This window comes from Candidatus Neomarinimicrobiota bacterium, assembly GCA_034716895.1.
Taxonomy (GTDB): domain Bacteria; phylum Fidelibacterota; class UBA8477; order UBA8477; family JABMPR01; genus JABMPR01.
Genome location: JAYEKW010000109.1, coordinates 13013 through 38409 on the forward strand (window position 1 = coordinate 13013; position 25397 = coordinate 38409).

General features: G+C 44.8%; 22 protein-coding genes and 1 pseudogene. 4 read left to right on the forward strand and 19 right to left on the reverse strand.

All coding sequences use genetic code 11. The features are described 5' to 3' along the window. Positions 1–18: 18 nt before the first annotated feature. Complete coding sequence (gene upp, locus U9Q77_06795; GenBank protein ID MEA3287067.1) at positions 19–648, forward strand: uracil phosphoribosyltransferase; 630 nt, start codon at positions 19–21, stop codon at positions 646–648. A 103-nt stretch (positions 649–751) separates the two neighbouring features. On the opposite strand, the gene U9Q77_06800 is transcribed toward upp, so the two are convergent. The 19 genes and pseudogenes from U9Q77_06800 to dnaN all read right to left on the reverse strand — a co-directional run bounded on the left by U9Q77_06800 (position 752) and on the right by dnaN (position 20900). Then, positions 752–1681: a FliG C-terminal domain-containing protein gene (locus U9Q77_06800; GenBank protein ID MEA3287068.1), complete on the reverse strand. Its 930-nt coding sequence runs from the start codon at positions 1679–1681 to the stop codon at positions 752–754. Further along, complete coding sequence (locus U9Q77_06805) at positions 1681–3564, reverse strand: hypothetical protein (protein MEA3287069.1); 1884 nt, start codon at positions 3562–3564, stop codon at positions 1681–1683. The genes U9Q77_06800 and U9Q77_06805 overlap by 1 nt, the downstream gene beginning before the upstream one ends. Before the next feature lie 32 nt (positions 3565–3596). Further along, positions 3597–4241, reverse strand: coding sequence for a flagellar motor protein MotB (locus U9Q77_06810; protein MEA3287070.1), 645 nt, complete (start codon positions 4239–4241; stop codon positions 3597–3599). Positions 4242–4246: 5 nt separating this feature from the next. After that, entirely contained in the window at positions 4247–5053 is an 807-nt protein-coding gene (locus U9Q77_06815; GenBank protein MEA3287071.1) for a MotA/TolQ/ExbB proton channel family protein, read from the reverse strand. 19 nt (positions 5054–5072) lie between these two features. Then, positions 5073–6440, reverse strand: a complete 1368-nt coding sequence (locus U9Q77_06820) for a hypothetical protein (protein MEA3287072.1) — start codon at positions 6438–6440, stop codon at positions 5073–5075. Between the two features lie 34 nt (positions 6441–6474). Continuing rightward, positions 6475–7344 carry a tetratricopeptide repeat protein gene (locus tag U9Q77_06825; protein MEA3287073.1) on the reverse strand — a complete coding sequence of 290 codons (870 nt, stop codon included), beginning with the start codon at positions 7342–7344 and terminating at the stop codon, positions 6475–6477. Between the two features lie 10 nt (positions 7345–7354). Beyond that, positions 7355–8320 carry a tetratricopeptide repeat protein gene (locus U9Q77_06830; GenBank protein MEA3287074.1) on the reverse strand — a complete coding sequence of 322 codons (966 nt, stop codon included), beginning with the start codon at positions 8318–8320 and terminating at the stop codon, positions 7355–7357. Continuing rightward, positions 8310–9305: a hypothetical protein gene (locus tag U9Q77_06835; GenBank protein ID MEA3287075.1), complete on the reverse strand. Its 996-nt coding sequence runs from the start codon at positions 9303–9305 to the stop codon at positions 8310–8312. The genes U9Q77_06830 and U9Q77_06835 overlap by 11 nt, the downstream gene beginning before the upstream one ends. Positions 9306–9574: 269 nt before the next feature. Further along, positions 9575–10033 (reverse strand): NUDIX pyrophosphatase, encoded by a 459-nt coding sequence (locus tag U9Q77_06840; protein MEA3287076.1) that lies wholly within the window; start codon positions 10031–10033, stop codon positions 9575–9577. A 54-nt stretch (positions 10034–10087) separates the two neighbouring features. After that, positions 10088–10696, reverse strand: a complete 609-nt coding sequence (locus tag U9Q77_06845) for a class I SAM-dependent methyltransferase (GenBank protein MEA3287077.1) — start codon at positions 10694–10696, stop codon at positions 10088–10090. Between the two features lie 333 nt (positions 10697–11029). Further along, positions 11030–11494: a single-stranded DNA-binding protein gene (gene ssb / locus U9Q77_06850; protein MEA3287078.1), complete on the reverse strand. Its 465-nt coding sequence runs from the start codon at positions 11492–11494 to the stop codon at positions 11030–11032. Between the two features lie 404 nt (positions 11495–11898). Next, positions 11899–11997: pseudogene (locus tag U9Q77_06855) on the reverse strand (purine-nucleoside phosphorylase). A 194-nt stretch (positions 11998–12191) separates the two neighbouring features. Next, the gene (locus U9Q77_06860; protein ID MEA3287079.1) at positions 12192–12800 is read right to left on the reverse strand and encodes a DivIVA domain-containing protein; all 609 of its coding nucleotides are present in this window, start codon (positions 12798–12800) and stop codon (positions 12192–12194) included. Positions 12801–12937: 137 nt separating this feature from the next. Next, on the reverse strand, positions 12938–13633 hold the full coding sequence (locus U9Q77_06865) for a YggS family pyridoxal phosphate-dependent enzyme (protein MEA3287080.1): 696 nt from the start codon (positions 13631–13633) through the stop codon (positions 12938–12940). 14 nt (positions 13634–13647) lie between these two features. Then, positions 13648–16164 (reverse strand): DNA gyrase subunit A, encoded by a 2517-nt coding sequence (gene gyrA / locus U9Q77_06870; GenBank protein ID MEA3287081.1) that lies wholly within the window; start codon positions 16162–16164, stop codon positions 13648–13650. A 154-nt stretch (positions 16165–16318) separates the two neighbouring features. Then, complete coding sequence (gene gyrB / locus U9Q77_06875) at positions 16319–18256, reverse strand: DNA topoisomerase (ATP-hydrolyzing) subunit B (protein ID MEA3287082.1); 1938 nt, start codon at positions 18254–18256, stop codon at positions 16319–16321. Next, on the reverse strand, positions 18253–18537 hold the full coding sequence (locus tag U9Q77_06880; GenBank protein MEA3287083.1) for a DUF721 domain-containing protein: 285 nt from the start codon (positions 18535–18537) through the stop codon (positions 18253–18255). Before U9Q77_06880 ends, gyrB begins: the two co-directional genes overlap by 4 nt. Then, positions 18530–19648 (reverse strand): DNA replication and repair protein RecF, encoded by a 1119-nt coding sequence (gene recF, locus U9Q77_06885; GenBank protein ID MEA3287084.1) that lies wholly within the window; start codon positions 19646–19648, stop codon positions 18530–18532. Before recF ends, U9Q77_06880 begins: the two co-directional genes overlap by 8 nt. A gap of 136 nt (positions 19649–19784) precedes the next feature. Further along, positions 19785–20900: a DNA polymerase III subunit beta gene (dnaN, locus tag U9Q77_06890; protein MEA3287085.1), complete on the reverse strand. Its 1116-nt coding sequence runs from the start codon at positions 20898–20900 to the stop codon at positions 19785–19787. Positions 20901–21576: 676 nt separating this feature from the next. Between dnaN and priA the strand changes: the two genes are divergently transcribed. From priA to U9Q77_06905, 3 genes are all read left to right on the forward strand, one after another. Next, positions 21577–23979 (forward strand): primosomal protein N', encoded by a 2403-nt coding sequence (gene priA, locus U9Q77_06895; GenBank protein ID MEA3287086.1) that lies wholly within the window; start codon positions 21577–21579, stop codon positions 23977–23979. A gap of 34 nt (positions 23980–24013) precedes the next feature. Further along, positions 24014–24946 carry a peptidase MA family metallohydrolase gene (locus U9Q77_06900; GenBank protein ID MEA3287087.1) on the forward strand — a complete coding sequence of 311 codons (933 nt, stop codon included), beginning with the start codon at positions 24014–24016 and terminating at the stop codon, positions 24944–24946. Between the two features lie 171 nt (positions 24947–25117). Next, a partial coding sequence (locus U9Q77_06905; GenBank protein MEA3287088.1) for a carboxypeptidase-like regulatory domain-containing protein occupies positions 25118–25397 on the forward strand: 280 nt, incomplete at its 3' end.

Genomic DNA, 25397 nt, shown 5'->3' on the forward strand with positions numbered 1-25397 from the left:
ATAAGTTCGGAGAGCCTGTTGTCCCAAGTTACTGAGTTGAAATCTCATCCTCTCGTCTCGCACAATCTAGCCATACTCAGAAGTAAAGACACTGATAACCAACGATTTAGGGAAGTTGCTCAGCGCTTGTCATCATTGGTGCTGGTTTCTGCAACTGAAGCCTTGAACACCGTTGAGTTGGTCGTTGAAACCCCGCAGGCAGGCACGATAGAACGGGTTATTGCCGAAGATATCTGGTTGATTCCAATACTTCGAGCCGGTTTGGCTATGGTGGATGTTGGTTTAAAGCTTTTACCAGATGCCCATGTTGGCTTTGTCGGACTTTTTCGGGATGAAGAGACCTTATTGCCCCAACATTACTATAAAAATCTGCCGGATTTTTCAGAATCAGCCAGTAGCTGCTTCCTGTTGGATCCCATGTTGGCCACAGGCGGTAGCGCTTGTGCAGCATTGGATCTGTTAAAGAGCCATGGGGCAAAGGATATCAGATTGCTTACTTTGATCTCTGCTCCTGAAGGAATAAAAGAAGTATTTTCAAAACATTCCGATGTATCCATATTTACGGCCTCTGTAGATGAGCATTTAAATGATCTTGGATATATCGTCCCCGGTCTTGGGGATGCCGGCGACCGATTTTTTGGTACCTGAGGTCTAAACTCAGCCCAAAAACAGCGGAGGGGAGGACAGTCCGGGCGGACGCCTCCCCTCCTATCTCGCTAGTGCAGGACAGCTGAGATATCTTTGTCAGTAACTATTCGATAAAGTCGGCTTCAGCGAACTCCTCGATACTAAATTCATTTGCTGGATCAGCATCCATCTGTAAGATGAATTCAACCACCTTCTTTTGTGCTGCCTCCACCTGCTTGCGAGAAACGGGTCCTTCTTTGGGTTCGTACATGGCCTGCTTTTTCTGAGGCAGGTTTTCCAAAATCCGGTCGCTTAATTCCTGGTCTTGCCCCTTTAAAGCCAGGGCAACATCATCCAGATCCAAGCTGTTAAAAATATCCCTAAGAACACTATCAGGAAGAACGGGTACATTATCAAAGGTGAAGTGGTGTTTTTTCACTTCCCTGGCTAGCTCGGGATCTTCCTGTGATAGATAATCAAGAAATTGTTTTTGCTCTTTTATTTCCATGGTGCCCAATAAGCCAGCCATGGCTTTACCGCCACCTTCTGAATACTCAGAGTGGGAGGGGATCTGCTTGGCTTTTTCACGGAACTCTGCAGCAACATCGAGTACTGCTTCCAGGGGAACGTCTTTGATCTTCCCCAGATCGATCATGGCTTCAGTCCGCACTTCTGTTGGCAGGCGCTGAAGGAGCCGTCTCTGCATTTCCAGGGGTACCTGAGCCAAAAGGATCGAGATTGAGCGGGTAGGCTCAGAGCGAGTAAGGTAGGCCAATTGAACCTCAGACATATTTTCAAGAAAAGCAAAGGGCTGTGATGTTGCTTCTTTTGATTCAGCAGCAAATTTTTTAGACATGAAAGAGAAATAGAACTCTTCAAGCACTTGCTTTTTTGCCTCAAAGGGTGTTTCTTTCACTTTTGAAGCATGTTGACGAACCGCTACGATTTCTTCATCATTTAGATTTGGGAATAGTTGTCCAGCCAGACGAGCTCCCAAGATATCAAAGAGAATGGCCGCCTTATCAATTCCGGCCAATTTTATCTGATCAGCCATTATTTACGTCCCTTCTTTTTCTTTTTTCCATTTTGCTCTTCCTCAGCCGTTTCACCATCTGTTTCTTCAACTTCGCCGGTATCCTTGAGCCACTCCTTAACAATACTGGAGGCAGAACCGGGTTTGCTCACAGCCAGCGACACAACGGATTTTTTAATACTGTCTACTTCTCCAACCAGTTCCTGATCCACTTCCGGTTCAGGAAGTTCGTCTTCTTCGACCTGATCTTCTGGCTCTTGAATTTCTTCAAGCTGATCGTCAGCCGTTTCCGGAGCAGGAGGTAGATCTTGTGGTGAACGACGACGGCCTCCCATCATGGCACCGATAAGAATAGCCAGAGCCACTAGAACGGCAGCGCCGATGATCATCAGAGGCAATAAATTTTCATTATCTTCAGGAATGATGGTGGCTTGAAGTCTTTGGTTCTCCAGATCTTCCATCTGCTGCTTAAGTTTGTCTTCTCGTTCCCGGATTGCTGTTTTTTCAGCTTCCCTGCGTTTTTGTTCAAGTTCGAGCTTTAAGCGTTGTTCTTCTTCAAGATCTACAGCAGACAGCTGATTCTTAAGGTCATCTAATTGCTCAGTGAGCAAAGCCAGGCGTAATGAATCCTGACGGAGACGATCTTTGGCTTGCTCTTGTTGGGATTCAAATAGTTGGCGTCGTTCTTCAGCTAATCGCTCTTGCTCTTGCTGACGCAGGTCGCTTAATTCTTTTTCACGCTGGCGAATCCGATCTGATTCATCCTGGCGGATCCGGGCCAATTCGGTTTCATGTTCTTTCTGTTTTGCTAATTCTTGTTGCCTCAGGCGAGCCATTTCAGCATTCTGGGCATCCTGGTTAACCTGCTCTTGTCTTATGCGCTCCTGTTGAGCTTCAAGGTCCTTGATCCGTTGATTCTCAGATTCTTCTTTTTGCCGGGCTTCAATGGCTGCCATCTTTTCAGCAATAGATTTCAACAGCAATTGTTCAACATCAGGCTTGTCAGCAATGGTTCCTTGAAAATTGGCAGTCATCACTTGCAGTTTATCGCCGCGTTCACGATTAAAATGGGAAGCAACCATGGCTACTGTACGTATATTTTCAATGATCTTTGGAGAAATTGGATCTTCCAGGATCACGGTCAATTCCATTTTATTTACTCTTAAAGAGGGACCTGTTGTGCTGGCAACCGTATGACGAGAAAGACTGGGAGATGTAGGGTTGGCATAATCAACCAGATTTCCCTCATTACTCGCAATGGCAACGGGCTCAATATTTTCTTCAAGGATCACTTCCTCTTCAGCTAGAGACAAACTGGCTTCTGCGGCTACCGTTGAACTTGTGGTATCTTCAATAATGGCGACCTCAGCGAGATCTTCATCCGCTGCATAGATCACCCCATCATAGGCATCTTCTTCAACCAGGATTTCTTCTTCATAAAGTTCAAATCCGGGAGACTGAATTCCGGGAAAACCGGGAATGTCTGATGGAACAGTTGATTTAATAGGACGTTTTTTTAGAACGGTTTTGGTCTTTTGCTTACCAGGAGCAATTTTTTCTTTACTTCCCAGGGGTGGGAGACCAGGTGTTTTACTGCGAACGGATTGAGTATATATTTCTTGCTCTGGAGAGATCGTTCCTTTGATGCCGGGAGTTTCATAAATAGTTGTATATTGTTGAGTTGGTGTGGTTTCCATGACCACGTTGACATTCACAATGAAGTTCTCATGACGTAAAATACGATAGACGGCATCACTAACCCGCTGTTGTATGGTGTTTTCCAACAGGATCTTTTGTGAAAGGACCTCTTTATTCGTGTCCGGAAAGGCAAGCACCTGCGAGATCAACACTAATGTGGTGACTACGATTCCTGTCATGATGTGTTTAAATGCCGGATACTTCATAAGCTTCTCCTCGTTTCCAACGTCAGTTCAAGCTAACCGATCGTTAGAAATGTTATATCAACGCGTCTATTTTTTGCGCGATTTTCAACAGAATCATTTGCAACTTTTGGTGCTGTATCTCCAAATCCGATAGCTCTGAATTTATCGCTTGGGATACCTTGTGATGTAAGATAGCGAATCACAGCAGCAGCTCGAGCTGATGACAATTCCCAATTTGATGGAAAAGTAGCTGAGCGAATAGGTACATTGTCTGTGTGTCCTTCCACGGCAATGGCATAAGTTGCTTTATCCATGGTGGTCACCAATTTCACCAAAAAGGCTTTAATTGGTTGCGAAAGAGCAGCGTTACCGATATTGAAAGCCAGGTCACTGGCAATTTCCAGAGTAACGCCACGGGCATCCATACGAACCTTGACCTGTTGCTGTAATTTTTGGTCTCTAACCAGTTTTTTTACTTCCATATTGATCTGACTCAAGGAAACCTTTTTTGATTTCTTGCGGGCGCCCTGGTGTTCTCCCAGAGATTGACCAAATTGTTCCAGTTTGACCGGATCCAGGGTGGACATGGCAAAGAGCAACACAAAGAAGGTCATGAGCAGAGTCATCATATCCGCGTAGGTGGTGAGCCAACCGCCGGTGTCGTCGCTTTTAGGCGCTTTTTTTGCCGTTACAGCCACGCTGACTAATCCTCGTAAACCCTGTCACGTGGTGCTAAATAAGAGTTGAGAAATTCTCGTACCAGAATGGGGTGTTTCCGAACTTTCAACATAATGACACCGTCAATGATCATGTTCTGCGTAATATTTCGCTTGTCGATCCTGGAGCGTAGTTTGGCAGCTATCGGTAGAAAAAACAAGTTGGCGAATAATGCCCCATAAAAGGTTGTAATCAGAGCAATTCCCATGGATTGACCCAGCTTGGCTGCCGGATCAATGTCACCACCACCATCACCAGGTGCAGCACCCATGGCAAAGAGCATGGCGACCAGTCCAACCAGGGTTCCCACCATACCAAAGGCAGGGGAAAGGGTTCCCATGGTTTTAAAAACGTTGGCTTCTGCATCTTCACGAAGTTCACGGTTTATGATCCTGGTTTCCATAATACTACGAATGTCATCCTCTGGTAGACCATCTACGATCAATTGGACGCCATCCTTTAAAAAGAAATTACTGACTCCTGGAACCGCTTTTTCCAGATCGGATGTTCCCTTTCGGGCAACACCGGCCAACTCAACGAGTTCTTTCAGCGTATCAGCATCATTATGATTGTCACCCTTGAAGACAGCCCATAGGTTTGTATATAAGGATAAAACCTCTTTTACAGGGAAAGCCATCGCTGTTGCTGCTATGGTTCCACCTAAAACGATCATGAGAGACTGGACATCCACAAAGGTCATCACGCCATTAGGTAATGTTAAAGACACACCGTAGACAGCATAACCGATCAAGCCTGAGCCGAACAATAGTCCTATAATGGTTGCAAAATCCATACGTCAGTCCTTTGCTTCTTTATTCCCTTGCCGAGACAGCCGAACGCAATCGGTTCTCATTTAAAGCGCGCAGAATGTTGCGTACTTCATCATATCCGGGGTCGATCTGCAGGGCAATATTCCAATTGATAGTCGCTCGATCGATCTGATTTAATTTGTAGTAAATTGAACCTCGCCGGGCGTAGGCCAGAGCCAAATTCGGGTTGTATTCAAGCGCTTCATTGATCTCAACAAGCGCATCTTCAAATTCTTCGTTGTAGAACAGTCTTAATGAACGGGACAAATGTTTCAAAGCTTGATTGACCTGGGCATCAGAGACGTGACGAGCCAATTGCAGCGAGGCAACTGAGTCTTCCAGAACTTTGTTCCGTTGCTCCAACTGTTCCACCATACGGTTTAAGTGCTCAATTTCAGTTGAAGACATTCTTAAGGAATCTCTCAAGACCAGAAGCTGACGTTCCTGGGCTTTATGCCAGCTGGAATCGATGACCGTACGTAGTGGTAAACCTTCTTCAGTGACAACACCGGAGATCTTGATACCTCCCCGTTGTTTGCTGGTTGATGACTTGACCCGGGGCAGGAAATAATCCAGACCAATACCTATACCTGGAGGGTTCTCACGATCTTCACCCAAATAGGGTAAATTCTGTATATTGGAAAAACCGATATTTATGTGGTATTCCTGGGTTAGGGGAAGTTTAACACCAGCATTAATCCCAACGCCGTCCCACTCCAGAATAAAGTCCAGACCACCTCTATCAGCCATGATATTCGTGTTCAATAACAAACCTAAAAAGAAACCAATATTATTGGTTTTGGCCACCATCACAGTATCACCAGGTGTACTGGTGGTATCCATGCTGAATTTACCAAAATTTGAACCATAGCGACCGGAGCCGACACCCAGGTAAGTTTTCAGGCTATAATCTGAAAAGCTATTTTCACGACTTAACAAGATATAGTAGGATAGGTTGCGAACCCGGTCTTCCAAATTGGTCGAATCCGAACTGCCCGTAGTAAAGCTGATATCGTTAACGCCAATTCCTACAGCAGTTTCGCCATAGGTCAGAAGCCGATCTTGAACATGCAGTGCCAATTCAGCCTGATTGCTATTTGAACCGGCCTGGATGGCAGACAAGCCAATGCGAAAATCTCTGGTAACATCAGTCTCTAGAAAGGCACCTTTGTTCCAGAACTCAGTTTCAAAAGCTCCTCTTGTAGATTGTCCGGCAACTCCGATGCGCAGAAGGTAAGGTTCGTTATACAGGCTTGAAGTAGGTATGTGCATCATGGGGCCCGGTCGGGAGTAATTCAAGGATGTCTGACCATTCACAAATAGTGCGCTGGTTATAATAATCAGGGTCAAAAGTATTTTGAGTGTTTTCATCTAATGATCTCCGGGATCAGCCTTTCATCTCGCATCATTCCTGTACAAACCGTTTTGCCAGGGTTAGGTATTCACTTCCAGGATGACGGGAAACCAATTCCTGAAAAGCCAGTTTGGCTTCAGGAAGGCGATCCTTGTTCTTAAAAGCCAGGCCGATCATGACCAGGGCATCGTCCAGTTTATCTGAATACTCAAAACGTTGTACTTGTTCCAGGGCGCTAATAGCTTCGTCATAGAGACCTTTTTCAAAATAACAACGTCCCACCCAATACTGAGCATTAGCTCGCAGGGTGATATCACTACCACGTCGTACAATTGTGTTAAATTCATCAACAGCCTGATAATAAAATTGTTGATGAAATTTGGTTAGACCTCTCCGGTAGGTGGCCTGTTCTTCAGCAATAGTTAGTTTAGGTCCCATTGGAGAGTGCTGCATAGGTCGTACGATCACATCCACATCTTTCCAGGGTGTATCGAGTTCTGCATAAACGCGATCAGACATTTGGGAGTTACCAGGTACAAAACCGGGTTGTTGAATAGCTTTAATTTGTTGATCCACCAGGCTGGTGATACGATCTGAAAGCAATGCTTGATCGGTTTCACCGGCTGCTTTGATCATCGTGATCTCGGTCTGAAGACTGTCAATGACCCTGGTTTGAAAGCGCAGTCGAATTTCAGTTTCAGCTAATTTTTGTTGATATCGGTTCAGCTCTTCTTCCAGAACCTGTTGTTCGAAGGGGGTTTCCGGTGTGTCACTATAGATTTGCAAAGTATCGTTTGAAAATTTACTGGTGTCCTCGATCATTAAACCAATATCGTACAGGAGATTTCCACCGGTTTGTCCTAGAAGTGGGCTGGCGACGATAATCGTCAAAATAATGATAGTGGTTCCAGTGCGCATCATGAGTTTAGACTTATTGTTTCCCCTGTAAAAAATCGTGGGCTTGAGTGACCAATTCACTTTCAGGATAATCAAGAATGAACTGGTTCATGTTTTCCCGGGCTTTCAGATACCGTCCTAACTGTTGATAGCTGATAGCAATTTTGAATAAAGCATGGTCACTTTTATTGTTCTCGGGAAAGGCAAAGACCTTTTTAAATTCGTTAATGGCGGATTCAAAATCTTCCAATGAATAGAAGCATTCTCCAATCCAATATTGGGCATTATCGGCATAGGCTCCATAGGGTTCACGTTCAATAACTACCCGGAAATCCTGAATGGATTCAAGGTATTCATTATTGAAATATCTGTTCAGAGCATCGTTGTAAGCCATGCGATAATCGGCATTGAATGTATAACCACGGGCAGGAGGCTGGGTTGGCATTGAAGGTTCTTCATTAATGACAGGTGCCGCGACAGCCACGGGTGTATCCATTTCAAGAACAGACTTGACAGGTGACTTCACAGGCTCAGGCTCCGGTTCAGGTTGATCCAACCTTGCTTCTGTGTGGGTTTGAACCGCGAGTTGCTCGATCTGTACTTCCAGAGAATCATTCAGGACTTCCAGATTTTTCATGCCTTCTTTAAGGGAATCGATTTCTCTGATAAGAACATAAATATTACCACGCAAATTGATGATATCGGGATCACGTGGTGTTGCCACAACTTCGATAATAGGTTCTTCGGCTTTTTTATCCAGTTTCGTTTGATAAAAGACAACCTGGGAATCCATAACAGCAATAGTGTTTTTCAGCTGTTCAATTTCCATGCGGGATTCACGCAATTTGACCACTTCTGCAGCCAAGGCTTTCATCTGGGACTGCAATTTCAATTGCTCGATATTGCGAGGTGGCGTAGCAGGCTTTTTGGGGGTACAAGCCACAAGTCCCATCAGGGCTATCAAGCCAAGTGTTAATAGAAAGGTCTGTTTAGATGTCATGTTCTTCCCAGTCGATGGAATAACTATAGCCAATAAATGAACCAAAAGATTTTGGTACATAGAGTTCAAATTCGCCACTGGCACCGGGGAAAAGAGAAGTGTCAGTATTAACGCCACTAGAAAAAACGTGGTGGGATCCTTTAACAAAAGCGGTCAATTCGCGAGTGTCACCACTCCAATTGATCCTGAAGAGAAAATTTACCTTTACAAAATCAGCCCGTCTGCCGCCTATGTTTTTAACAATCCCGGAGAGAATGGTATTGCCGCTGCGATCTTTACGCTCCCTGATGCTACCGGAAAGAACCACATTGCCAGTATATTTGCTTTCTCTCGTGTCGCCTTTAACATCCTGTGTACCTGCCATGGAAGACTGGTTATTATTAATGTTCATGGGTGCACCACCGCGACGTGAACCGGGCTCAGTAACCGCAGGTGCACCGGGTTCGGTGGGAATGTTGTCAACAATACGAACAACCTGATCACGGGAAACGGTAAGGACGCCGATGAGGGTCTTAACTTGAATATTTTCTTTGTCCTGATCGATTACATCACCAAACAATTTGGTGCCGTTCTCTAAATGAACCTCTTTACTATATATACTTAAAGGATTGGTCCAAACTTCACTCTGGGTCTGGATCTCGGTCAGTTTCTTTTTAACATACTTTAGTTCTGCAGCGAGGCGTTTGACCTCATAATTGATCTCGCCAGTGACAAAATCAGTAGAGGCACCTTGTTCAGGTTGGTTCTTTTTAAGTTGATCCAGATTATAGATCAGGTTGTCAGCTTGCTCGCCACTTTGCCAGGCTGATTCATCCGTTGAATTGGCATCTACACCAGCAACTTCAGCACGATCTTTTACCTCGGCGTTTTTTTCTGATTTATCCCAGGATTCTTCCTCAGGTGCTGACTTGCCACCGAACATTGAACACTGTACAAATATCAGGGTTAGCGCCAATAACAGAACTTGTAAGCTGTATCGCTTCATACGCAGCCTCTTCCGACTTAACATCGCTTCCAGTTTTTGTGCGGTAGTGTATCTGTCCTGCACCGCATTCGTGTAGAATTTAGAGGTGTCTTAAAATCTTGTCAAGAAAATACCACTATTATTTAGGCACTTATGGGAAAGACTTAAGGAAATGCTTTAAGTGATACTATATATTGTGGTTTAATATCAACCAGTTTCTGTATCTTGTGGAAAAATTTTAGTAAAATGATGGGTTTGGAACAAAAAAATCAAGGGTTTATGTATTTTTTTCATTTTTTAAGCGAAATTCTTGCCAGGGAGAGAGCAGGCGACGAATCCAGTAATTTTGGTATGATTGCCAGTGCTTGACGATAGGGTTCCCATGAAGCCAGACTAATCGCTTGATCTAGAGCTAGCCACTGAAATGCATCATGTTCATGGCTGAGTATAGGGTCAGCCAGGGAAACTTCAGCTAGAAATGCCGGTACCTGAATCAACTCATCTGTGTGATGGAGATAATATGTTGATACATGATCCAGGGCAAAAAAAGCGAGAGGAGAAAAACCGGTTTCCTCTCGTAATTCCCGAAGACCGGCTTGCCAGGCTTTTTCCCCAGACTCAAGCTTACCAGATACTGGCTGCCAGATGCCGGGATAGCTGTTATTGATTGACCGGTGGAGCAAAAGGAAGCGCAGTTCATTGTGCATCCGGGCAAAAGGGAAAACGTCAATATATTTTAAATCTGTCATCGTAAGAATTAATCCAGGATTATCCAGGCGAGGATTTCCAATTTCGCTATCCAACTACACCGTGACAAGCAAAGCCTCGCTTTTTTTGGGCAATGAGGTGGCACTTCCAGATGTTTTTTGAAAGATCACCACAGAATCACCAATAAAGTCGAGGTTAGCATCCCAATATTGAGCCAGCCATTCAAAGGTTTTTGGTGAAAAAAAGACTACATGGGTTTCGTCACGAATGTAGTACCAGTTTTTGAAATCAATGTCTTTATAGTGTATTCCGGTCATGATGCCCAGGATGCCATCAGGTTTTAGGCGGTGCCATAAACGGTCAAGTTCCAGTAGCGGTTGTTGAAGATGTTCAACCGTCTCAGAAGAGGTGATAAAATTATAGTTGGTTTCAAAAACAGCCATGTCCGGAGCGTAAAAGACATCATAAATGGACATCTTGTGACCCTGCTCTTCAAACATTTTTTTGAGTAAAGGACCGGGACCAGATCCAAAATCTAATCCGCTTGATTTTGAAGTAAGGCGTTTTGCCATGGGCTTTTGCAATTTGCCGAGAAAAGATCGATATCGCGGGTCTTCAGAATCATTGTTATGCTGCTGATAACGCTTGAACTCTTCTTCAGGGCTTAAATATGAGTCAGGATGAGCAAAGACCAAATCACACATGGGGCAGTGCAAATATTCACGCTTGGAATCACTATGAAAAAATCCAACACTGGGATTTGAACAGAGAGGACAAGCGGGAAAGAGATGTTTAGTGGTAGACATCATATAATACCATTTGTACTTCAGAGGGCGCGCATAGGTTCAAAATATCACCCTACGCTTTACACGCTACGGGAGACAAGTTTTACTGTTCTGTTAAGCATGAGATGTGCAAAAAGTCGCGGGAAAAAGGACATGATCTACCTCCGCTAGACAGGGCTTGGTTGCGCTATATCATGCTTAACGTGACACTAGTTGTGAATCATCATCATGTAGATTCGTGTAATGACCCAATTAAAAAGGCAGGGGCTCGTCATCATTACCGCCACCACCAAAAGAACCGCCTCCTGGGGTTGAACCACCGCTGGGAGCTCCACCACCAGATGGGGCATTATTGCTATAGCTTCCGCTGTCTTGATTTCGGGCTCCACCAAGAGAGGTAACGATATTGGCAATTATTTCAGTGGTATTCATTTTAACACCATCTCTATTTTCCCATGAACGGGTTTGAAGGCGACCTTCTACATAAACCAAAGCACCCTTATCGAGATAATTGGCTACAAATTCAGCTGGTTTGCCAAAGACGACAACTCGTGACCATTCGGTTTGATCCTGATAATTGCCATCACGGTCTTTACGAGATTCAGTTGTTGCCACGCTAAGATTCACAACGGCCATTTGACTTGTGGTGAATTTCAACTCGGGCTTTTGTCCCAGTCGGCCAACAAGGATTACTTTATTAACACTGTTCTTTTGCATGTTTCCTCCACTTGACCCTGCAGGTCGTTAAAATAATAGTCTCTTAAAAAGCACTTCCACCAATCCCCGCTTTTTGGGCTACGCCAGGCAGAGAGCACAGAATACTAATTATATAGTAAAAAGCTATTAAGTGTAAGTAAAAATTCTAATTTTTGGTTAAAAGCATCCGTTTCTCTATTTTTTTACCAGCCTTCGCCTACTGGCTACGCCCAGACAATTTTTTCTAGATTTTCTTTGATCCATTTTTCAATATCTACTATTAGCCAGGCAGTAATACGATAACCGCGATGCTTTAGAGCAATAGCCTCCCAGACACCTCCAGTGACAAAGGTCCAGGGTTCTTGAAAATTTTCAAGCTGCGGGTCTGCCCCCCAAACAACAATGACACCCTTGCTATCTGAGACATCATAAACGGAGGACATGTCAGGAAATCTAGCTCCCTGTTCGAGATCAGCAGGTCCGATCAAAGGATTATCCATTGAAAGATTGATGTGGTCCTTTACGTTCTCATTTTGCGTTTGAGGGTCAGGCGATCGATACAAGAGTATAACCTGATGCCCAGGTTGCTTATCAAGCGACTTGATCTGCGCTCGACAAGTGGCGATGTCTGCAGCAAATGGTCGAACCACAGCTTTAGGAAAAGCTGGTTTCAGAATGCTGACAAAATCGGGAGCACAGAAGATCAGGGGCAAATGATTCATTTATCGGTAAAGTCAGGAGTTATGTTGTTGTCGATTTCAGGATCAGAAGTTTCAACAGGCAGGTCTTTAACGGCCAGATCGGTCTTGGAAAAATCAATGATACGCTCATCCTGCAAACTGATATTTTCGGGCATCAGATCAATTACATCATTGGTTTCTGAAAACGCTTCCTCCAGCAGTTCAAGGTTTGAACGTAAAGTGCTCTTTAGTTTGATCAGTATGGCATCTCGTTTGGCAAGAAGTCTTTGAATGTCATGCTGAACGCCAGCCAGGTTTTCTTTTGCAGTGAACAGTAAAGCATCTTTCTCAGTGTTGGCCTTTCGTAGAATGGTATCGGCCTCATTATGGGCGTTACGAATAGTATCCTGCCCTGTTTTTTGAGACAAGAGGAGCGTTTCCTTCAGGCTGTCTTCTACGTTCATATAGGTTTTCAGAGCCAGGCGGATCTCTTTGTTCTCAATGTGGATCTCATTGGATTCACGAACCAAAACTTCCAATTCTTCAGCAATCTCACCTAATAGCTCATTAACCTGATCGCGATTATACCCTAAAGCAGACTGCTTAAAGTTATGTTCCCTGATATCCTGAGGTGTTAATCGTCCCATGTTTTACTCCCCATTTATTGCGCTGACCCAGTCTTCGCGATAATGAAGACCAAAAGAAGCGCGGCGATTTTTCTTTTGAGATTGCTTCATCACTTCGCTTCTCGCAAAGATGTAATTCTTAAACGATTGTCATAAAATTAATATTCCCGGGCACCAAAGATGGCAGTCCCGACCCTGATATGAGTAGCCCCTTCTTCAATAGCGATCTCAAAATCACTGGACATACCCATGGAAAGCATGGGCTGCATGACACCGACGCGACGAATGATCTGGTCAGTGAGTAGTTTCATTTCTCGAAAAGCCTGACGAATACGCTCCCGGTCATCGGTTAATGGTCCAATAGTCATTAAACCTTTAAAATCCAGATTAGGTAGCTCAGCACAGTAATTGGCTAGATCCAGGGCTTGTACAGGGTCCACGCCTTCCTTATTCACTTCACCAGAGATGTTGACCTCAACCAGACAAGGGATTATCAGTCCTTGGGCGCCAAATCGTCGATCAACAATATCTGCTATCCGGGTTGAATCAATGGTGTGGATAATATCCACGCGCCCCGGGAGATATTTCACCTTATTGCTTTGCAGGTGTCCAATAAAATGTCGAGTGATGCCCTCGGGATCAAAAGCGGGAAATTTATCACGGACTTCCTGAGCCCGGTTTTCTCCAAAATGACGCAAGCCGGCAGTGTAGGCTGCTTGCATAGCCTCAACGGGTTTGCGTTTACTGACTCCAACAAGGGTGATTTCATCAACAGCTCGACCAGCTCGGTGAGCAGCTTGTGCCGCCTGTTCCAGGACCTGATCAAGCCGTTGATTAAATGTGGAACTGCTCATAGAGCGTTCTCCAATTATGCTTCCGGTAGTGTTTTTTCCTCACCATCAAACAGTTTTTCTTGTTCACCATCGACCGCATCACCACCATCTTCGTTTTTAACTTCTGGATCTTTTTCTTCCTGAACTCGAGTGACAGCAGCAATGGAATCTGCTTCATCCAGTCGGATCAGCTTGACACCCTGGGTGTTACGACCAATACTGCGGATGGACGAAACGGGTTGCCGGATAAGGACACCGCGAGTGGTAATAATCATCAGGTCATCGTTGTCCACAACTTCTAATAAAGATACCATATGGCCAACCTTTGGTGTGGTCTTGATGGTGATTATGCCCTTGCCGGCCCGATTCTGAACTCGATAATTGATTACTTCTGTTCGTTTACCATAGCCATGTTCGGAAACAGCCAGGACCGTTCCCTCACGACGAACGACTATCATGCCCACAACATGGTCATTGTCACCTTTCAGTTCAATCCCTTTGACACCCATTGTCTTGCGACCGGTTGCGCGAATATTGGTCTCGCTGAAACGAATGGACATACCATTATGGGTTCCTAAAATGATGTCATTCTCACCATTAGTGATCTGAGCATCAATCAGATAATCATCTTCCCTGATATCAATGGCAAAGATACCACCTTTCATTGGACGGCTATAAGCAGTCAGAGCCGTTTTTTTAACCAAACCCTTGGAAGTTGCCATTGTGATAAAAAGGTCATCGGCATAATCTCTGACAGCAATGTAAGCCTGGACACTTTCACCCTGGTCTACGCGCAGCAGATTGATCAAAGCGCGACCACGGGTTGCTTTGCCAGCTTGTGGAATCTCATGAACCCGCAGCCAGTGGCATTTTCCACGATCTGTGAAGAATAAGATGTAGTCATGGGTAGATGCTGTGAAGAGGTGTTCAATAAAATCCTCATCACGGGCTTTAGCTCCGGCTGAACCACGACCCCCCCGATTTTGACGACGATAACCACTCACAGGATAACGCTTGATAAAACCGGCGTGGGTTATGGTGATTACCATCTCTTCTTCGGCGATCATGTCTTCAATAGTGAAGTCTTTGGCATCCGGAATGATCTCAGTCCGACGCTCATCACCATAACGATCCTGCACTTCGCGCAGCTCAGTTTTGATGATATTCATTCGCATCCCGACATTATTGAGGATCTCATTCAAGCGAGCGATCACTTTCAGAATTTCGGTGTATTCATCGATGATCTTTTGCCGTTCCAGGCCGGTGAGTTTCTGTAAGCGCATGTCCAGGATAGCTTGAGACTGAATTTCACTCAGACTGAATTTACTCATCAAGGCTGCCTTGGCCTCCTTGGGGTTTTTTGATCCCCGGATAGTTTTGATAATAGCATCCAAATTATCCAGGGCAATTTTCAGACCCTCTAAAATATGAGCTCTGGATTCAGCTTCATTGAGTTCATACTGAGTCCGCTTAACCACAACCTCATGGCGGAACTTGATAAATTCGTCGATTACTTCCTTCAGAGTCAATACTTTTGGCAGGCCGTTCACCAGCGCCAGCATGATGACTCCGAAGGTCTCCTGCATCTGGGTATGCTTATAGAGTAGATTAAGAACCACTTCAGGCACAACATCACGCTTGAGTTCGATCACCAGGCGGATACCATCCTTATCTGATTCATCACGAATATCAGAAATACCTTCGACTTTTTTGGTGCGAACCAGCAGGACGATCTTTTCGATGAGAGAGGTCTTATTGACCTGGTAGGGAATTTCCGTAATAACGAGACTAAAACGGCCATTTTTGCGTTCTTCAATATTGGCTCGTGCGCGAACCGTGATCTTTCCCCGTCCAGTTTCGTAAGCTTCCTTGATACCAGCGGCACCATAAATGATTGCAGCAGTCGGGAAATCAGGACCCTTGATGTGCCCCATCAGTTCAGATATAGTGACCTCAGGATTGTCGATTTGAGTCACAATGGCATCCACCACTTCGTTCATGTTATGTGGAGGAATATTGGTGGCCATTCCAACAGCAATACCACTTGATCCATTAAGAAGCAGGTTAGGAATGACAGCAGCCAGAACCGTGGGCTCTTTCAGACTTTCATCAAAATTGGGAATAAATCTGACGGTGTCCTTTTCCAGATCCTTGAGCATCTCACTGGAGATACGCTTTAAGCGGGCTTCCGTGTAACGCATGGCCGCGGCATTGTCACCATCGATGGATCCAAAGTTTCCCTGGCCATCCACCAGGGGATAGCGCAATGAAAATTCCTGGGTCATACGCACCATGGAATCATACACAGCAGAATCACCATGAGGGTGGTACTTACCCATCACGTCTCCAACGATACGCGCACTTTTACGATAGGCTCGGTTATACCCGACTCCCAATTCCATCATTCCATAGAGAATGCGACGGTGAACCGGTTTTAAGCCATCCCGTACATCGGGCAGGGCTCGTGATACAATGACCGACATGGAATAATCCATATAGGATTTTTTCATTTCCTCTTCGATCGATGTGTCCTGTATGCTTTGTCTCTGAATCTCCAACTCAATACCTCTTTATTTCTATCTTATACAATTTTTCAATTTCCACACATGTACGCTATCCCGAGTACTTTGCTTCTCGATGGAGCCTGTGCTGAGCAAGGCCGAAGTACTCGAGGTGACGAAAAGGAACAGGTAACGTCCCTGGATATTAAGTATCAATATTGACCACATACTTGGCATGGGACTGGATAAACTCGCGTCGTGGCTCCACCACATCACCCATAAGGGTTGAAAAAATTCGATCTGCCGAAGCTGCGTCATCCAGTTTAACCCGCATCATGGTTCTGGTTTCCGGATCCATTGTTGTGTTCCAGAGTTGATCCGGATTCATTTCTCCCAAACCTTTATAGCGCTGGATCTTCGCCCTCGAGGGGTCGCCACCAGCAGTTAATTGTTTGATGTACAGATCACGTTCATCATCATCAAAAGCATATTTTTCTTTTTTCCCCACACTCACGCGGTAGAGGGGAGGCATGGCGATATAGATATGCCCATTGATGATCAATTCAGGGAGATATCTAAACAGAAAAGTCAGGATAAGGGTGCGAATATGCGCCCCATCAACATCAGCATCTGTCATAATTACAATTTTGTGGTAACGTAGTTTTTCAAGATCAAACTCATCTTTAAAACCAGTACCAAAGGCAGTGATCATCATCCGGATTTCGTTGTTGTTCAGGAGTTTGTCAATCCGGGCTTTTTCTGAGTTAATGATTTTACCACGGAGGGGTAGAATAGCTTGAAAACGACGATCTCTGCCCTGTTTGGCTGAGCCACCTGCAGAATCTCCCTCAACCAGGTAGATTTCACAAAGGGCTGGATCTTTGTTTGAACAGTCCGCTAGTTTTCCTGGTAGATCACCACTTTCCAGGGCACTCTTGCGGCGGGTTAGTTCCCGGGCCTTGCGGGCGGCGTCCCTGGCCTGAGCAGCCATGAGACTCTTTTCAATAACTCGCTTGGCAATCGCTGGATGTTGCTCCAGGAATTCATTGAGTTGATCACTAACAAAGGAATCAACAATACCTTTAATTTCCCCATTACCCAGTTTTGTCTTGGTCTGTCCTTCAAACTGAGGCTCGGCTACTTTAATGGATATAACAGCCGTAAGACCCTCGCGAACATCATCCCCACTCAGGGTCATATTTAATTTTTTAAACAGTTTATTCCGAGTAGCATAGTTGTTCAGTGTTCTAGTAAGGGCGGTTCTCAAACCAGAAAGATGAGTGCCACCTTCAATGGTATTAATATTATTAACGTAAGTCAGAATGTTTTCTGTATAGCTATCCGTGTACTGAAAAGCGACCTCAACGGGGACATCATCTTTTTCGCCTTCAATTGAAATAACCTGGGGATGAATAGGATGCTTGCTCTCATTCAGGTAATCGACAAACTGGGAAAGTCCACCCTTGAAATGATAACTTTGAGTACGGGGTTTATCCTCACGGTCATCGATAAGCGTGATGCTAAGATCCTGGTTTAGGAATGCCAGCTCGCGGATACGGTCTTCCAGAACATCCCAATCATACTTACCGTAGTGAAAGACGGTGTCGTCAAACTTGAAAGTAACTTTGGTTCCCCGTTTTTTGGTTTTGCCGGTAATCTTCATGGGGTTATTGAGAATACCGATTTTGAAGTCAAGCTCATGAACTTTTTTGTCGCGATAGACTTCAACGGCGAGCCAATCAGACAAGGCATTAACAACAGAGACACCCACACCATGGAGACCACCGGAAACCTTATAGGAATCCTTGTCGAATTTTCCACCAGCGTGGAGAGATGTCATCACCACTTCAACAGCGGGAACACCTTCCTCTTTGTGCATATCAACGGGAATACCACGACCATTATCCTCTACAGTAATGGTTTCACCCTTGCCGACGGTAACGGTAATGGCATCACAGTAGCCACCCATGGCTTCATCAATTGAGTTGTCAATCACCTCATAAACCAGGTGATGAAGACCGCGTTTACCCACGTCACCAATGTACATGGCGGGTCGTTTGCGGACTGCCTCAAGCCCCTTAAGGACGGTGATACTTTCTGCGCCATAATTTTTTGCTACAGGATTTATTTGATTTTCACTCATGTAAACTTGATATCCTTAACTATGTTTTTTGCTAATGCTTCATTTAAACTGTTTATTAGATTGCTTTTCATAAAGACAAGCTCATTACGCCAGACTGGAGAACTGACCTTCACAAAAAGGACACCCTTTTCGATCTTTTCAGCTTCACTGATCTCAGAGATGCGCTCACCAACGATCTCACCCCAGCGACTAACAGCCATGTTCTGTTGAATGGCTTTATCAATGCCCAGATCCCTGAAAAGCCTGGTGAAAACATTTCCGATGATCTGAGCTCTAGCCATTGCTCTGAATCTTTCCAGCATCGATAACCAACAGGGTGTCACCTTCGATCTCCAAACCGTGGTTACGGAGATCAGCCAGGTCAGTAGCTGTTATAAATATTTGATGGTCACCCCTGAGGCTTTCAACGATCATCGTACTCCGCTTCACATCCAGTTCAGCAAAAAGATCGTCCAGAAGGAAAACAGGGGGCTCATTTAAAAAACGCTCGAGGAATTGACCCTCGGCAAACTTAGCCGCCACTAAAACCAATTTATGTTCTCCCTGGGAGCCGAATTTTCGCAGATCCTTGGTGTTGAGAAAAAAGGTGAAGATATCCCGGTGTGGTCCACGCGTTGTCGTGCCCTTGCGCAGATCTTCTGCCAGAGAATCCTGAAAAGCCTGGCGATAGAGAGCTTCCGGTTCTCCTGACGTAATGCGAACATTCGAGATAAAGGCCATTTTCAATGAATTCTCCTGCTCTAGCTGCAGATAGGATTCATAAAGTAGCTTTTTAAATTCAGTGATATGTTTGGTGCGGGATGTGTGAAGCAGTGCCGAAATACTGGCTCGCTGATCATCTAGAGAGGACATGAGAATCCGGTCTATGAGGGTGCCATCATTGGCATAAGCTTGCAGCATGGCATTGCGTTGTTTCAGGATTCGGGCATAGGTCTGCAGATTTTCCAGATAGGCTGGATCTACCTGTGAAAGCAATTTATTAAAAAAGAGACGACGGATCTCAGGTGATCCAAAAGTTAACTCGCCATCCTCGGGAGTCAGGGAAACCAGAGGAAATTTGCCAATGATCTCTGCCCTGCTCTTCAGATTGTTGTTATTAACACTGACACTTTTTTTACGCGCAGATTTCACTTTTAGACGGACATTGTGTTCAGTACCAAGATGATCTGAGAAAAGACCCTTTAGTTGATAGCCTACTTGACCATGACGAGCAAGGTCGGCATCCAGACGGGTCTTAAAACTACGGGTGTAGGCTAAACTGTGAATGGCTTCTAGAATAGTGGTTTTCCCGGCACCGTTTTCGCCATACAGAATGTTGGTATATTGCCCAAAATCCATGCTGACCTGTTCGTATTTACGGAAATCAAGCATGGTAAGTGATTTAATCAACATGCCTGAGAATTGTAAAAGTTATTCGTGTCAATCATACCTGATCTATTCAATATGTTATCTAAGCCAAGAAGCCTGGCGTATAGTTAATTTTTAGCACTGTAGAATCAGTTGTGCGACCGACTGTCCTGCAAAGACGCTATCCCTGAAGCCTGATCGGCATCAGGAGCATGACCAATTCTTCTTTATCTGCCTGAACCTCAGGCAGGATCAAACCAGGTCCGATCTCTGAACCCAGTCTAAAGACCACTCTGTCAGTTTCGACATTCTTGAGCATGTCCTTCAAGTAGATAGAGTTGTAGCCCAGAGTCAGGTTTTCTCCATCATATTCTGCCAGAACCTGTTCCTTGGCGCTGGTACTGGCTTCGGGGTCTTCAGTAAAAACCTCCAAATATCCAGGATGTAGCTTTAAAGCCACCTGGTGTGTCGTTCGGTTGGAGAAAATGGAGACCCGCCGTACCGTGGTGACCAAATCTTTGCTGTTTAAGGTGACGGTCTTGTCGTTGTTAGAAGGAATAACACTTCCGTAATCAGGATATTGTTCATCGATCAAACGACTAAAAATAGTGGCATTATCAGTGGCAACGCTGACATACTTTTCTCCAACAGCCAGGTTAATTGTGTCACCATCATCCAAAAAAGTTTGGATCAAGGATAAAAATTTTGGCGGAATAATGATATTTGCTTCAAAATCAGGGGAACTGAAATCCTGGGTGCTGTATTTAACCAGCCGGTGTCCGTCCGTGGCAACTGCTCGGAGTTGATCTTTTTTTAATTCGAAAAGAACACCAAGCAGGGCCGGTTTCAACTCATCTTTTGAGACTGCAAAGACAGTCTTCTCAACCGTTCGCTTCAGTACGCTTGATTTGATCTCAAGGCTACTCGATGGACCCAGTTCAGGGGCTTCTGGAAAATCAACAGCCGGGCGACCAACAATCTTATAAGTACCTCCTGGTGTGGATAATGTGACTCGATTATCTTCAGACCATTTAAAGGTCAACTCGGTATCCGGTAGTTCATTTGTGATCTCCTGCAGCAATCTTACAGGAAGTGCTACTGCGCCATCTTCGTTACCCAGGACATCCAGATTCAGGGTGTAGGTAATTTCAATATCAGTAGCGCGCATGGAGAGGATATTCCCTTTCACAGAAAAGAGAATGTGGTTAAGAATAGGCATGGTGGAGCGGGTGGGGCTGACGCGAGCCACCTTTTGCAGTCCGTGTAAAAGTGTTGAAGATTCAACGGTAAATTGCATGATCATGATCTCCGAATGTCGGGGTTACTCTGTCCTTAAACTAGCAAACCAAACTAAACTTCCACAGGGGCAATTCAAAGCTTGAACCTGTCAATTTTTGCAGACATTTGAAAAACTTCGCCCAAAATCACCCCTTAAACGCCATGAGATGTGCTGAGGCAGGGGTAAGTTAGGGTAAAACAAGGAAAAATTAACAAGTAAAAAGTAAGAGGTGGTGGTCTGTTGGGTTAAAAAGGGGGCGGCTAAAATTATCCAGGCAAAAACCCTTGATCACCCACATTAAACCCCTATCTTCGCCCAACCCGAAACCAACAATCGAACAATAAAAGCAGCTCAGGCATATTATGAGAGTAAATACCATTAGTATTGGGGGGATAGATGAAACGCCTCTGGAGTTTGATAAAAACGCATGAATAAGGATATAAATATTTGCCTCTTCCGGAGCCTCTCTCACTCACAACGATTCCATCGGGATCATATATTAATACTTTTAACCGGAGAACACATGCTCACAGCACAAACATCACCCCAAACAGAACCCATTGGGATTACATGCCTGTATGCCCGGCAAAAAAACCAGAGATAACCCTTCACTTTCACTCCAGGAGAATCCATTTTATAAGATGACCACATTTCGACAGAGCTCAATGGCCGCATTTCGACAGGGTTTTGTGATATGTATGTAGAGATTGCTTTCCCCCTACAACTGGAGCAAGCTTTTACCTATACCGTTCCTGATGACCTGAAGGATGTTGTTCAAATTGGCCAGCGTGTGATCGCTTCCCTTGGGCGTCGCAAACAACAGGGTATGATCATTGGCATCAAGTCAAAACCACCAGCAGATTTCACTGGGAAGTTGAAAAGTTTCGAAAATATTGTTGATCCGGTTCCGGTTTTCAATAGTCCCCTCATCAGTTTGCTCAAGTGGATGAGCAGTTATTATTTCACCCCATTGGGTAAGGTTATCCAGTCCGCTATTCCCTCAGACGCACGGTTGAGGAAAGAAGTTATCGTTCAGGTCAGCCCCCTTCTAAAAGGGACAGATGAATTCTCCAAACATCTGGCACACAAGGGTGTCATAAAATTATCAGCTCTAAAACGAAAATTTGGTGGACAAGGTATGCTCAACCGTCTTGCTGCACTTCAACGGCAGGGGTTTGTTGAACTGGAGAATGATTTTTCTTTTAAGGGTCAACGCAACAAAGACTACCTGGTCATTCCAGATCTGGGACGAGATTCTGAAATACCCACAAATGCTCGCGCTCAGCAGAAAGCATTTGATGTACTCAATGATTATCCTCAAGGTATTTCGAAATACAAACTGAAAGCGGAATTTTCAGTAAGCTTTCCCATTATTCAAAAACTGGCCGACCGTGGGCTGGTCAAACTTGAAGAAATGGAACCGAACATCGACCCGCTCAAAGATTATCATCGACCACCACCCAGGGAAGTCACGCTAAACCACGAGCAACAGGTGGCTTTTAGTGAACTCAAAAGATCGCTGGACAAAAAAACATTTGCACCATATTTGTTGTTTGGTGTCGCCGGAAGCGGCAAAACTGAAGTTTATTTAAACGCCGCAGGTCAAGCCTTGAAACAAGGTCGTTCAGTCATCATTCTGGTGCCGGAGATAGCCCTGGCACCTCAGATCGCCTACCGTTTTCAGTCCCGGTTTGGTAATATTGTAGCCCTCTGGCACTCAGGACTGAAAGGAGCGGAAAGAGTTTGGACCTGGCAGCAGATTCAGAAAGACCGATTTAAAATCGTTGTTGGAGCTCGTTCGGCTGTGTTGACACCCATCCGGGATTTGGGACTGATCATTGTTGATGAGGAACAAGAGAATAGTTACAAACAACAGGACAGTGAACCACGGTACCATGCAAGGGATGTCGCCCTGGTGCGTGGTAGGGAGGAACACGCAGTTGTTTTACTTGGTTCCGCTACACCCGCCCTGGAGAGCTACTACAACTTGAGTTTAAAACGTTACAAGGGTTTACATCTCACCAAGCGTTGGGAAAAAGCCCGGCCGCCCCAGGTGGATGTCGTTGATATGGGCCAGGAGCGAGAGGAAACCAGAGATTTTACAAATCCCTTTTCCCGGAAATTGGTTGAAGCTATTCAAGAGACCCTGGCAAACGAAAAACAGATCATTCTCTTTCAGAATCGCCGGGGTTATGCACCGGTGATCACCTGTCGTGATTGTAACTGGACCATGACCTGTCCTCACGATGAATTATCATTGACCTATCATAAGATAGGCAATAAGATGAGATGTCATTTTTGTGATTATCAAGCTCCTCCACCGCAGAGTTGTCCGGAATGTCGTTCGCTGGAATTAAAATTCGGAGGCATGGGCACCCAGTTGGTGGAAGAGGCTCTGGAAGCGCAGTTTCCTGATGTGCCGGTCTGTCGCATGGATATGGATACGACCAGGGGAAAGGGTGCTCATACAAAATTGCTGGGTGATTTTGCCAGAGGTAATTACAAAATATTGCTGGGTACCCAAATGATCGCTAAAGGTCTGGATTTTGAAAATGTCACTCTGGTGGGCGTGATAAATGCTGATTCGGGTTTACATTTCCCGGATTTTCGGGCTAGAGAACGTACTTTTCAACTGACCTATCAGGTTGCAGGACGCTCAGGTCGGGGTGAATTCCCCGGTCGGGTTGTGGTACAGACCTGGATGCCTGATGATATCTCCATTAAATGTGCTACCCGTCATGATGTAAAGTTTTTCTATAACAGTGAGCTCAATGACCGGAATCAGTTGAATTATCCTCCCTTTTCACGTATGATTGCCTTCAGTTTTCAGGGGCGTTTTCGAGAGGGTGTACTTGAATTGACGGAAAAAGCGGCCCGGGGTCTGAAAAACCAGAAGATCGTTGAACTACTTGGACCGGCTCCAGCCATGATCGAAAAAAGCCACCTGGGATATCACTGGAAACTGGTTTTGAAAAGCAGTAAGGAAAAAGACCCTCAGGGTTCCTTACTCAGACAAGCCGCCCGTCACATTTTGCAAAACACCCAGGACCGTCATGTGAGGGTTACTGTCGATGTGGATCCCTACCAAATCCTATAAGACTATTTTAAAGCAGGGCGATAATTCGAATAAAATGAATCGAAAGACTCACATTTTCCGAAAGAATGCTTCACGAAACACCCCGGCTCAAGCCAGAATTATTTTTATCGCCCTAATTCTAACTCTGTTTAATACCGTTAATGCCAACCCGCTCCAATTAAAGACAGACAATCTTACCCTGATCAGCGACAAGGGTGATTCGACTCTTCTGCGTCAAGCAATCCAGTTAATTCAAGAAGAACAGCGTATTTATCCCCTGAAATTCGGATTACGATTGGAAAAAGAACTTGATGTGTATTTCTATTATGATATTGATGCTATTGGTTCTCGTATACATACTGTTCCCTATTGGAGCGGCGGAATTGCTCGGGCAGGCTCAGAGATCCATATCTATGGAAGGAATCGCAGTCAGTGGTTATCCACACTGAAACACGAACTGTTTCACACGTTGTTGGGACAAAATGAGATCAGTATTCCAGTTTGGTTGAACGAAGGACTGGCACAGTGGCAGGCTGGTCAAATGGATTGGGGTGGCTTTATGGAACTAGGAAACGCTACTGCCAGAGGAAAACTGATTCCCCTGGTTGATCTGGATGTTATTCTGAGTTTCAATCATAAACGGGCCAGCTTGGCGTATGGACAATCTCTGGACGCCACCAGGTTCTTGATCAAGCGTCACGGGGAGTCGATCCTTCCCTATCTATTGCAAGTAGATGGTATTGGTTTCAGACGGCGCTTTGAGCTTGAAACAGGTGAAGATCTCATTGATTTTGAAATAGCATGGCGAAAGAATTTGGAATCACGTTTCTGGTTCTTCAAGATATCTACCATTCCTACAGTTCTTTGGGCGTTATCGCCCCTGATCATTGTTTTAGCGTGGTTTCTCAAACGTCAGCGGGGTAAAAAGAAATTGCAGGAATGGGAAGCGGAAGACCACTTCCATGATGACCCCAAATATTTTGCTTAAACCTGTTTTCAACGAGTAATTAAATGAATATCAGCACGAATATAAAACGATATTAAACGAGCGGGAACGGACATTGAGGTTCTCGAAATGGGAATTGTTCATACGAATAATGCCCGCCACATTAATAATAAGTCACACCAATAATTATTATTGTTATTGAGCACGGATTTCATGAATAAACCAGAAGTGATAAATCAGATTACTTTTATAATTTTACTTATTCTGAACCTCTTAATCGCCCCTGTTTATGCTGGTGTGACCGGAACCATAACGGGTCATGTTAACAATGGACTAACTGGCGAGAGTTTGCCCGGTGTTCAGGTCATCATCGATGGAAGCAATCGAGGAGCTATCTGTGATGTTTCGGGTGTATTTTACATCGTAAACATCCCGCCAGGTAAATACGATCTACGATTTGAAATGATCGGCTATTCAAAAAAAGTGGTGATGG

Bases quoted from the DNA above. Each gene is read 5' to 3' on its own strand.
- U9Q77_06800 (MEA3287068.1), bottom strand. From the start codon at position 1,681: ATGGCTGATCAGATAAAATTGGCCGGAATTGATAAGGCGGCCATTCTC.
- U9Q77_06805 (MEA3287069.1), bottom strand. From the start codon at position 3,564: ATGAAGTATCCGGCATTTAAACACATCATGACAGGAATCGTAGTCACC.
- U9Q77_06815 (MEA3287071.1), bottom strand. From the start codon at position 5,053: ATGGATTTTGCAACCATTATAGGACTATTGTTCGGCTCAGGCTTGATC.
- U9Q77_06820 (MEA3287072.1), bottom strand. From the start codon at position 6,440: ATGAAAACACTCAAAATACTTTTGACCCTGATTATTATAACCAGCGCA.
- U9Q77_06825 (MEA3287073.1), bottom strand. From the start codon at position 7,344: ATGATGCGCACTGGAACCACTATCATTATTTTGACGATTATCGTCGCC.
- U9Q77_06830 (MEA3287074.1), bottom strand. From the start codon at position 8,320: ATGACATCTAAACAGACCTTTCTATTAACACTTGGCTTGATAGCCCTG.
- U9Q77_06835 (MEA3287075.1), bottom strand. From the start codon at position 9,305: ATGAAGCGATACAGCTTACAAGTTCTGTTATTGGCGCTAACCCTGATA.
- U9Q77_06840 (MEA3287076.1), bottom strand. From the start codon at position 10,033: ATGACAGATTTAAAATATATTGACGTTTTCCCTTTTGCCCGGATGCAC.
- U9Q77_06845 (MEA3287077.1), bottom strand. From the start codon at position 10,696: ATGTGTGATTTGGTCTTTGCTCATCCTGACTCATATTTAAGCCCTGAA.
- ssb (MEA3287078.1), bottom strand. From the start codon at position 11,494: ATGCAAAAGAACAGTGTTAATAAAGTAATCCTTGTTGGCCGACTGGGA.
- U9Q77_06860 (MEA3287079.1), bottom strand. From the start codon at position 12,800: ATGGGACGATTAACACCTCAGGATATCAGGGAACATAACTTTAAGCAG.
- U9Q77_06865 (MEA3287080.1), bottom strand. From the start codon at position 13,633: ATGAGCAGTTCCACATTTAATCAACGGCTTGATCAGGTCCTGGAACAG.
- gyrB (MEA3287082.1), bottom strand. From the start codon at position 18,256: ATGAGTGAAAATCAAATAAATCCTGTAGCAAAAAATTATGGCGCAGAA.
- U9Q77_06880 (MEA3287083.1), bottom strand. From the start codon at position 18,537: ATGGCTAGAGCTCAGATCATCGGAAATGTTTTCACCAGGCTTTTCAGG.
- recF (MEA3287084.1), bottom strand. From the start codon at position 19,648: ATGTTGATTAAATCACTTACCATGCTTGATTTCCGTAAATACGAACAG.
- dnaN (MEA3287085.1), bottom strand. From the start codon at position 20,900: ATGCAATTTACCGTTGAATCTTCAACACTTTTACACGGACTGCAAAAG.
- priA (MEA3287086.1), top strand. From the start codon at position 21,577: ATGTATGTAGAGATTGCTTTCCCCCTACAACTGGAGCAAGCTTTTACC.
- U9Q77_06900 (MEA3287087.1), top strand. From the start codon at position 24,014: ATGAATCGAAAGACTCACATTTTCCGAAAGAATGCTTCACGAAACACC.